This is a genomic window from Pseudomonas sp. NCIMB 10586, from assembly GCF_023127895.1.
In the GTDB taxonomy this organism is placed as follows: Bacteria; Pseudomonadota; Gammaproteobacteria; order Pseudomonadales; family Pseudomonadaceae; genus Aquipseudomonas; species Aquipseudomonas synxantha_A.
In genome coordinates, this window is sequence record NZ_SPKQ01000053.1 from 141,914 (window position 1) to 151,039 (window position 9,126).

7 protein-coding genes and 2 tRNA genes are annotated in these 9,126 nt (G+C 59.5%); 2 read left to right on the top strand and 7 right to left on the bottom strand.

Features of this window, described 5'->3' with window-relative positions; genetic code table 11:
* Positions 1 to 2: 2 nt before the first annotated feature.
* From E4P01_RS27710 to E4P01_RS27720, 3 genes are all read right to left on the bottom strand, one after another.
* Complete coding sequence (locus E4P01_RS27710; RefSeq protein WP_032880266.1) at positions 3 to 953, bottom strand: DUF979 domain-containing protein; 951 nt, start codon at positions 951 to 953, stop codon at positions 3 to 5.
* Positions 950 to 1,666, bottom strand: coding sequence for a DUF969 domain-containing protein (locus E4P01_RS27715; protein WP_005789724.1), 717 nt, complete (start codon positions 1,664 to 1,666; stop codon positions 950 to 952). The genes E4P01_RS27710 and E4P01_RS27715 overlap by 4 nt, the downstream gene beginning before the upstream one ends.
* Positions 1,667 to 2,304: 638 nt before the next feature.
* Positions 2,305 to 2,381: transfer RNA gene (locus E4P01_RS27720), tRNA-Val, on the bottom strand.
* 184 nt (positions 2,382 to 2,565) lie between these two features.
* Here E4P01_RS27720 and E4P01_RS27725 point away from each other — a divergent pair.
* Positions 2,566 to 3,849 (top strand): FAD-binding oxidoreductase, encoded by a 1,284-nt coding sequence (locus E4P01_RS27725; RefSeq protein ID WP_248130195.1) that lies wholly within the window; start codon positions 2,566 to 2,568, stop codon positions 3,847 to 3,849.
* Between the two features lie 63 nt (positions 3,850 to 3,912).
* Here the strand turns inward: E4P01_RS27725 and E4P01_RS27730 are convergent, their stop codons facing one another.
* From E4P01_RS27730 to E4P01_RS27740, 3 genes are read right to left on the bottom strand one after another with little or no spacing between them, the layout of a single operon-like run.
* Positions 3,913 to 5,148 carry a cytochrome c gene (locus E4P01_RS27730; RefSeq protein WP_078821849.1) on the bottom strand — a complete coding sequence of 412 codons (1,236 nt, stop codon included), beginning with the start codon at positions 5,146 to 5,148 and terminating at the stop codon, positions 3,913 to 3,915.
* Positions 5,149 to 5,150: 2 nt separating this feature from the next.
* Positions 5,151 to 5,690 (bottom strand): (2Fe-2S)-binding protein, encoded by a 540-nt coding sequence (locus tag E4P01_RS27735; protein ID WP_005789732.1) that lies wholly within the window; start codon positions 5,688 to 5,690, stop codon positions 5,151 to 5,153.
* Positions 5,683 to 8,514, bottom strand: coding sequence for a xanthine dehydrogenase family protein molybdopterin-binding subunit (locus E4P01_RS27740; protein WP_216091816.1), 2,832 nt, complete (start codon positions 8,512 to 8,514; stop codon positions 5,683 to 5,685). The genes E4P01_RS27735 and E4P01_RS27740 overlap by 8 nt, the downstream gene beginning before the upstream one ends.
* Between E4P01_RS27740 and E4P01_RS27745 the strand changes: the two genes are divergently transcribed.
* The gene (locus E4P01_RS27745; protein WP_032880254.1) at positions 8,513 to 8,692 is read left to right on the top strand and encodes a hypothetical protein; all 180 of its coding nucleotides are present in this window, start codon (positions 8,513 to 8,515) and stop codon (positions 8,690 to 8,692) included. The genes E4P01_RS27740 and E4P01_RS27745 overlap by 2 nt on opposite strands.
* A gap of 206 nt (positions 8,693 to 8,898) precedes the next feature.
* Here the strand turns inward: E4P01_RS27745 and E4P01_RS27750 are convergent.
* A tRNA-Asp gene (locus E4P01_RS27750) sits at positions 8,899 to 8,975 on the bottom strand.
* Positions 8,976 to 9,126: the final 151 nt, after the last annotated feature.

Sequence of the window (9,126 nt, forward strand, 5' to 3'; positions counted from 1 at the left end):
CCTCACATCAACAGGTAAAGCAGCACGATATTGACCACCAGCATCATCAGCGCCGTGGGGATCTGCGCCTTGATCACCGCGTTCTTGTCGGGCAACTCCAGCAACGCCGCCGGCACGATATTGAAGTTGGCCGCCATCGGCGTCATCAACGTGCCGCAGTAACCGGAAAACATACCGATCGCCGCCATCACCGCAGGGTTGCCGCCATAAATCCCTACCAGCACCGGCACGCCGACGCCGCCAGTCATCACAGGGAAAGCCGCAAAACCATTGCCCATGATCACCGTAAACAGGGCCATGCCCAGTACATAGACCATCACCGCCACCAGCTTGTAGTCCAGGTTGATGTAGGTGGTGGTGACGTGGGCGACTGCCGTGCCCACCCCGGCCTCGTTGAACAACAATCCGAGCATCGCCAGCATCTGCGGCAACACCATGGCCCAGCCCAGGGCTTCAGTCAGGCGACGGGATTCGCGCAGGGCTTGTACCGGTGTATCGCGGGTCAGCCAGCAGGCCAGGCCCAGCGCAATCAGGCAGCCGATGCCGAGCGAGACGAAGGTGGTGTTCTTCGGGTCCAGCAACGGTACACCGCCAATTTCGGTGTGCTTGAGCAATACCGAGCCAATCACCGTAGTCAACGGAATCGCCAAGGCCGGGATAAACAACTTGTGGCCCAGGCGCCCGGCGCTGGCGCGGGACGCCTTGACGTGCAATTCGGCGTGCTGGCCGCGACCAACGCCACCCAAGCCGGCGATCAACGCCATCACCACCACACCGATGCCGATGGCCACCGAGGGCAGACGCTCCCCCACCAGGAACGGTATGGCGAACAACAACCAGAACAGCGCGCTGGACCAGCGTTTGGGATGGGTGCGATCGAGCAGGATCATGCCCGCAGTGATCAGCAACAGAACACCGGCGAGCCAATAAAGGTATTGAATGGAAATAATCATTGAGCAGCCTCCACGGACGTGGTGGCCGGGCTCATTTCGCGGGTCAATCGTCGATCAAAGCGATGCAGCCGGATCGCATGAATGATGAACGCACAAATCGCCGTCGGAATGCCCCACACCGCGATGTGCAGCGGCTCCACGTCAATCCCCGAGCCCAACAGGAAGGTGTGCATCAACGCAATTGCACCGAAGGCGACAAAAATATCCTCACCAAAAAACAGCCCGACGTTATCGGTGGCCGCACACATGGCCAAGACCTTGTGGCGCAGCTTGTCTGGCAGCTTGCCGTAGCGTTTTTCCGCTGCACCTTCGGCCATCGGCGCCAACAGTGGCCGCACCATTTGCGGATGCCCACCCAGGCTGGTCAGCCCCATGGCGGCCGTGGATTCACGCACAAACAGATAAATGATCAGTAAACGCCCAACCGTGGCGCGCTCGAAGCGGGCGATCCAGTTCTGCGCATGCAGGCGCAAGCCATGACGCTCCAACAGGCCAATCACCGCCAGCGGCAATAAAAGAATCAATTGCAGGGCACGAGTCTGAAGGAAACCATCGCCCATGGTGGCGAGAATTTTTTCCAGCGGGAACTGGGCGGCAAGCCCGGTGGCGATGGCGGCGGCGGTGACCACCAACAGCGGATTGAAGCGCAATACAAAGCCGACCACGATGACAAGCACGCCGATCAGCGGCCATAGGTTCACAACTGTTTGCATGGCACAGAGGTCCTTTAGTGCGCGCTGCGGCGCCATAACAGCAGGATGTGGGCAAAGGGCTCACAGCTTGGAAGTGGCGTGCAGTCGGCTCGGTTTTTTTATTGTTGACCCGGAAGGTCGAGCGTCAGTGGCGGCAACTTTGCTGTCTGGAGACCGGGAGTGTCCAACAAGAAAAATTGTTGCTGCACACCAATAAATTTTGTGGGGGGATGGCGCCGACGGTCGGGCGCTATCAGGAGAAAGCGTCCAGGCCTCAAGGGGAAAGTCGCGCAGCCAACCTGATGAGGAGCTCAAAATCGTTCAACCGTGTAGATTCTCAATCAGAACCTATACTCCATCATGCAGCTGTGTGTACCTGCAGTTCGTTCACGGTGTTATACCGACAATGAGGGCTCGCGCTATGTATGCCGGACAAATGAGTGATATGGCGACCACGTTTGGCGAAATACGCTGCCAGGTGTTCGTCCAGATAATTTGCCTGCTGTCGGTGGCTACGCTGTTCTGCTGATCGAGCGTTCAAACACCTGAATACACGCCTTGAGTCGTGTAGGGATGGCTATTGCCCAAATTCCAGACAACAAAAAAGGGCCCACCTTTCGGTGAGCCCTTCTAGACCGCCCAGCAGAGCGGATTTTGTTTGGTAGGCGCGATTGGACTCGAACCAACGACCCCCACCATGTCAAGGTGGTGCTCTAACCAACTGAGCTACGTGCCTGCTGTGAGGCGGCATTCTACGGAATTCCGGAGGGGTGTCAACATCTTTTTTGCAGCTAAGCCTATGAATATGCGAATTTTTTATTTATGCCGGGTACACCTGGGATTTCCAGGTGGCTGGCAGGCAATTTTCAACTCAGGTAGGATCGCCGCACTCGTAAAAAATATAAAACAGAGGTTCCAGGATGGCGAACACCCCCTACCCCCAGTCCTATTACGCCGCTTCCGCGAATGCAGCCCCACCTCGCCCGACGCTGCAAGGTGAGGTCGAAACCGATGTCTGTGTGATTGGTGCCGGCTATACCGGGCTTTCCAGCGCGCTGTTTTTGCTGGAGAACGGCTTTCGCGTCACGGTACTGGAAGCCGCCAAGGTGGGTTTTGGTGCCTCGGGTCGTAATGGCGGGCAGATCGTCAATAGCTACAGCCGTGATATCGATGTGATCGAGCGCAGTGTCGGGCCCAGACAGGCTCAGTTGCTGGGGCAGATGGCCTTTGAAGGCGGCAAGATCATTCGTGAGCGCGTGGCTAAATACCAGATCCAGTGCGACTTGAAGGACGGCGGTGTATTTGCCGCACTCAACAGCAAGCACATGGGTCATCTGGAATCGCAGAAGCGCCTGTGGGAGCGCTACGGCCATACGCAGCTTGAGTTGCTCGACGAGCGCCGCATCCGCGAAGTGGTGGCCTGTGACAACTATGTGGGCGGTTTGCTGGACATGAGCGGCGGGCATATCCACCCGCTCAACCTGGCACTGGGCGAAGCGGCGGCCGTGAAATCCCTGGGCGGTACGATTTATGAGCAATCGGCAGCGGTGCGCATCGAGCGCGGCGCCAACCCTGTGGTACACACCGCCGAAGGCAGGGTCCGGGCCAAATTCATTATCGTTGCCGGTAACGCTTACCTGGGGAACCTGGTGCCGGAGCTGGCGGCCAAGTCGATGCCATGCGGTACCCAAGTGATCACCACCGCACCCCTTGGCGATGAATTGTCCAAGACGCTGTTGCCGCAGGATTACTGTGTCGAAGACTGCAACTACCTGCTCGACTACTACCGCCTCACCAGTGACAAGCGCCTGATCTTCGGCGGCGGCGTGGTGTATGGCGCGCGGGACCCGGCGAATATCGAGGCAATCATCCGGCCAAAAATGCTCAAGGCATTCCCGCAACTCAAAGACGTGAAGATCGACTACGCCTGGACCGGCAATTTCCTGCTGACCCTGTCGCGCCTGCCCCAGGTCGGCCGTCTTGGCGACAACATCTATTACTCACAAGGCTGTAGCGGCCATGGCGTGACGTACACGCACCTGGCAGGCAAAGTACTGGCGGAGGCATTGCGCGGGCAGGCTGAGCGTTTTGATGCGTTTGCGGACTTGCCGCATTACCCGTTCCCGGGCGGGCAGATGTTGCGCACGCCGTTTGCAGCGCTGGGGGCTTGGTACTACGGGTTGCGCGATAAATTCGGAATGTAAACACAACCCGTGTGGGGGCGACTTGCTCGCTCCCACACCAGTTATGCGCTTCACACGCTGCCGTCAATGCGCCTTGTGTTCGACGGAAGGCGCCTCGGCTTGCAGCTTCTGCACATCGCCTACGGCCAGCTCAGCCGATTGGCCGCCCCAACCTTGACGCAGGTAATTGAGCAGATCAGTCAGCTGTTGCGCACTGAGCTTCTCGGAAAACCCCGGCATCGGTTGCATGTGCTCGAACCCGGAAAATTTCTGCTCGCCAATACCGTCCTCGATCACACGCAGCAGGTTGCGCGGGTCTTCCAGTCGCAACGTGGTGTTGCCGCGCATGGCCACCGCGATGTGCGGCTTGCCTTCGCCACCTGCGGCGTGGCAACCGGCGCAGACGTTCAGGTATTCCTGGCGGCCGCGCTGAGCGCTCTGGCTGAGTTTATCCACCGGCACGTCGACCAGCGCTTTGGCGGCCGGCGGGTTATCGCCCAGCAGGAACGTGGCCATCGCGGCCAGATCCTGATCGCTCAGGCCCTGGGTGCTGTTGTGGAACACCGGGAACATCTCGTTGAACATCGTGCCCTGGGCGCTCATGCCGTGCTTGAGGAATGTGGCCAGGTCCTGTTCATTCCAACCGCGCGCAGCCAGGTCAGTGGCGAGCAGGCTGGGCGCCAGGTAACCATTGAGGATGCCGCCGGTCAGGCGCTTGTCCAGCTCCATCGCGCCCGGCAGGCCGCGTGGCGTGTGGCATTCGCCGCAGTGACCAAGCACTTCGACCATGTACTGGCCGCGTTTCCAGGCTTCGCTTTTACCTTCGGTCGGCTCCAGTTTCAGCGCTTTGCCGTACAGCACATTCCAGCCCATCAGGCCCAGGCGCACGTTGAACGGAAAGCTCAGGCTCGTCACCGGCCCTGCGCGCTCGATCGGCTCGATGGTTTTGAGGTACGCATGAATCGCATCCGAATCTTCGCGCGGCATCAGGTGGTAGGAGGTGTACGGCATCGCCGGGTACAGATTCGCCCCATCGCGACGCTTGCCTTGCGTCAGCGCAGCGAAGAACTCGTCATCGTTGTACAAGCCGATGCCGTGCTCTTTGCTCGGCGTGATGTTGGTGCCGTAGATCGTGCCGAACGGCGAGACGATCGGCAGCCCGCCCGCAAACGGCGCGCCGCCCGCCGCAGTGTGGCACGCCATGCAGTCGGCGGCGCGGGCCAGGTATTCGCCGCGCTTGACCTGATCATCGGCATGAGCAAACAGCACCGGCGCAGCCAGGCCGACCGCCAGGGTCATTCGGGTCAGAAAAAGCTTCATGCTCAACCCTCCTTGACCAGGCCGAGATCGGTCAGCACGTTGCGAGTAGCGTTGTAATAACGCACGTACCCGGTGCAACGGCAGACGTGATGCCCAAGGCTGTCCTCGATGACTTGTTCCAGTTTGCTGTGTACGGTCGGCTGGCGCTGCAGCTTTTCCACCAGCACGGTCGCTGCGTTGACGAAGCCCGGCGCGCAGTAGCTGCACTGGAACGCAAACTCATCCACGAAGCGCTGCTGGATCGGGTTCAGTTCGATGACCTGCCCCGACTCGTCGCGCTTGGCGTGGGATTCGATGGTGCGCACTCGCTTGCCTTCAAAGTAATGCGCGCCGGTGATGCACGTGCGCACTTCTTCGCTGGTGCCGTCCGGGTTGTCGACGATGACCACGCAAGCGTGGCAAATACCCTGGCCGCAGCCAAGACGCGAGCCAGTGAGGTTTTTGTATTCGTGCAGGTAGTCGATCATCGGCAGGTCATCAGGGATGTCCACTGGGCCGACGGATTGACCATTGAGGGTCAGTTGAAGCGGACGGTTAGGCATTGAGGGCTTCCTTGATGCGCGCAGCAGTGATTGGCAGGTCGCGAACACGTTTACCGATGGCGTGCGCCACGGCATTACCGATGGCCCCGACGATCGGGATCATCACCACTTCAGCGATACCCTTGGATGGATCGCTCGGCGACAGCGCCGGCAAAATCTCCGACGTCTGTTTCCACACGGCAACGTGACGCGCCATCGGCAGACGGTAACGGTTGAAGTTCCAGTCACCCTCCCCCGGCCCGCCTTCATACAGCGGCATTTCCTCCATCAATGCGTGGCCGATGCCCATGGCGACACCGCCCTCAAGCTGACCTTTGACTAACTCCTCAACCAGCACGCGACCGCACTCGATCCACGAATGGTGATTGAGCACCTCCACCTGCGCCGAGCCCTTATTGACCTTCAGCTCGACCAATGTGGCGACCGGGCTGTAGTAAGTCACGGCAGCGTTGTTCAACTGCGTCGCGGGGTAGCTGATGTTCTGGCGATCCAGCAGATGGAAGCCGGCAGTGCTCATCAGCGCCTGCTTGGCTTTTGGCGCGCCGTCGCCGTACTTCACGGCCAGGCCGTCGAGCGGCAGGCGCTCACGCACGCCGTCGATGCTGTATTCAGCCTCGGCCCAACTCCAGCGGTTGAAACCGTGCACAGTGGCCGCGGTGACCAGGCCGCGCTCGTGGGCACGCTTGGCCAATTCTTCAAAACTGAGTGGCTGCATGCCGTTGGCGGTGAGCTTGCCGTCGACCCAATGCGCATCTTCGCGGCGCACCACATACGGGTTGGCCTGACCGCCGAACGGGCCCTGACGCCAGATCTCCAGCGCCGCCGGCCACAAACCATGGTTGAACAGCACGCGCGCCGCTTCACGGGTGGCGTGGCTGAAGTAGTACGCCGAGTTGGTGGCCGAAGATGCCGAAGCGAGCTTGCCCACCCAGCGCGGGTTGCGCAGCAGGTTGTCCTGCTCGGCCTGGCTCATGATGTAAGGGTTGCCGCTGGTGATCAGCTGCATTTCCTTCCACTCTGTTTCGCCGGTCTTCACTTCGTGGGCCGGGCTGCCAAGGAAATCGGCAACGACCAGCGATTGCGAGGTAGACATACCGGTGCCGATTTCGATACCGATATGACGCAGGCTGATGCGACCGTCAGCGCTGAATTCGATACTGGCCATCGGTGCTTCGGAACCAGTGCCAAAGTCTTTCTGGCAGATAGCGAAACCCACGCCGTACCAGTTATCCGGGTCCGCGGCTTCGCGTTGTTGCTTGATCGCGTCGCGGTTTTTCCAGACCTCGTGCACAGAGGCTTTGTCGAGGATTTCGTGCAGGCGCAACGCACCGGCAGGAATGGCGCCCTGGGTGTTTTTCATGCCCGAACGCAGTGCGTTCTTGCGGCGCAACTCGATAGCATCCACACCGAGACGACCGGCGATTTCGTCGACCATCATTTCCGTCGCGGCCATGCTTTGCAGGGTGCCGTAACCACGCATCGAACCGGCTTCAACGCCCCGCGAGTGATACGCGGTGACTTGCAGGTCGTTCTGCGGCATGTAGTAGATCGACTGTGCGGCCGTGGCGCCTACAGCGGCTACCGAGGGGCTGTAGTTGATCCGGCCACCGCCGTCGACGCTCATGTCGGCGAGGAAGATCTTGAAGCTGTGATCGTTCTTGTCGACAGCCAATTGGTAACGAATGTCGAACGGATGACGCTTGATGCCACTCTGGAACTGCTCGTAACGGTCATTGGCCAGACGCACCGGCACGCCGGCGCCGTACAACGCCGCGAGGGCGGCGTAGTAGACAAAGATGTTGTGGTCTTTGGAGCCGTACCCCACGGTGTAACCGGGGTGCATGTTCAGGTTGGCCAGGCCGAAGCGCGACGGCGAGATCATTTTCGCAGTCTCGGTGGCCACCTCCAACGGGCACTGGGTGGCCACCACGAAGTGCAGGGTCTTGGTTGCCGGATCGTACCAACCGTTGCCGTTGTCCGGCTCCATGGCGGCCGGCTCGATTGACGGGGTCTTGTAGCGCTCGTCAAACACCAGCCAGTTGTCCGGCGGTGTGTTGATCTGACTCTTCATGCGGTCGGCGTAGAACAGCCCGCGCTCGGTCAGGTTGCCGTGCAGATTCGGTTGTGAGTTCCATACCGGGCGACGGTTTTTCAGCATCGGAAACAGAATCGAATCCTTGAGGCTGGCAAATTCGTCTTCATCGGCCGAGGTGGGGCCGCCAACGCGCACATAGCGGAAGCTACCGTAAGGGTCGCCTTCGTAGTACGGCACCTTGGCGCCGTAACGAATCGCCTTGTCGTTGAATTTGAGTTTGTTCTTGGCCTGGCGGAAACGCTCGAAATCGTTCCAGATCAGGATCGCCACCGGGTGACCGATAAACATCGGCACCTTGCCCTCAGGCAGCAGCGGATCCGGGGCATGTTCTTCCGGGAAAACGATACCGTCCTTGTCCAAGTCGGCAGCGGTAACAATACGGTCCGGCTGCAGATCGGCGCCGAGCCACGCCAAGTCGTAGCCCGCATAAATATGGTCGGCCTTGATGGTTTTCAGCAGCATGGCGTGACCTTGCTGCACGGGCCAGCCGGGCATGTCCTTGGAGCGGATGTCGCGGGCGAAGACTTTGCTGCCGCACACTTTGGACAACGCATCGTTACGCTGGCGCGCCTTGCCGTTATTGCCCAGCCATTTTTCGGACGGCACGGTAACGCTGTTTTCCATCAGGGCAGCCAGCGCCTGGGAGCTCAGCGGTGTCAGCGTGACGCTCACACCCGCCACCAGGCCGCCCTGGAGGAACGAGCGCCGGGTTATTTCACGGTTGGACATGGATCATCCTCTGAGCGGTTATAAATCCGCCCTTATGGTTAAGTACACCGAATATCGAGACTTGCAGAAGCCTTTTTACGACGAATCAAAAGGCCATGATGACAGTGCAAAGTTGACCGAAGGGTTAACTTTAAAGGTTTCTGCGCCTGCGGCAAATAACCACATTGAAATTTTTTGACACAACAACGCAAAACGGCCGACAAGATCGAGACGATCTGTCAGCCGCTTGCCTATAAATGAGGACGATGTCACAAACACCATGACGTTTTTTCAAACGCCAGACACAAAAAACCCCGGTCTTTCGACCAGGGTCTTTGCTATCGGATCAAGTCAGCCAGTGGCTTTCTTGTGCTTCAAGGCGTTCAGTGGGCCTTGAGGCAGATATGGCGCAGCGGACGGGACTCGAACCCGCGACCCCCGGCGTGACAGGCCGGTATTCTAACCGACTGAACTACCGCTGCGTATCGCTTGGCTGATTGAGCGTAAAGCCTCAACCACCTTTGAACATCTGATCGATCAACCTGGGTTGTTCAATCTCAAGCCCGACACATCGAACCTGGAAAATATGGCGCAGCGGACGGGACTCGAACCCGCGACCCCCGGCGTGACAGG

Bases quoted from the DNA above. Each gene is read 5' to 3' on its own strand.
- E4P01_RS27710 (WP_032880266.1), bottom strand. From the start codon at position 953: ATGATTATTTCCATTCAATACCTTTATTGGCTCGCCGGTGTTCTGTTG.
- E4P01_RS27745 (WP_032880254.1), top strand. From the start codon at position 8,513: ATGGATCATCCTCTGAGCGGTTATAAATCCGCCCTTATGGTTAAGTAC.
- E4P01_RS27725 (WP_248130195.1), top strand. From the start codon at position 2,566: ATGGCGAACACCCCCTACCCCCAGTCCTATTACGCCGCTTCCGCGAAT.
- E4P01_RS27715 (WP_005789724.1), bottom strand. From the start codon at position 1,666: ATGCAAACAGTTGTGAACCTATGGCCGCTGATCGGCGTGCTTGTCATC.
- E4P01_RS27730 (WP_078821849.1), bottom strand. From the start codon at position 5,148: ATGAAGCTTTTTCTGACCCGAATGACCCTGGCGGTCGGCCTGGCTGCG.
- E4P01_RS27740 (WP_216091816.1), bottom strand. From the start codon at position 8,514: ATGTCCAACCGTGAAATAACCCGGCGCTCGTTCCTCCAGGGCGGCCTG.
- E4P01_RS27735 (WP_005789732.1), bottom strand. From the start codon at position 5,690: ATGCCTAACCGTCCGCTTCAACTGACCCTCAATGGTCAATCCGTCGGC.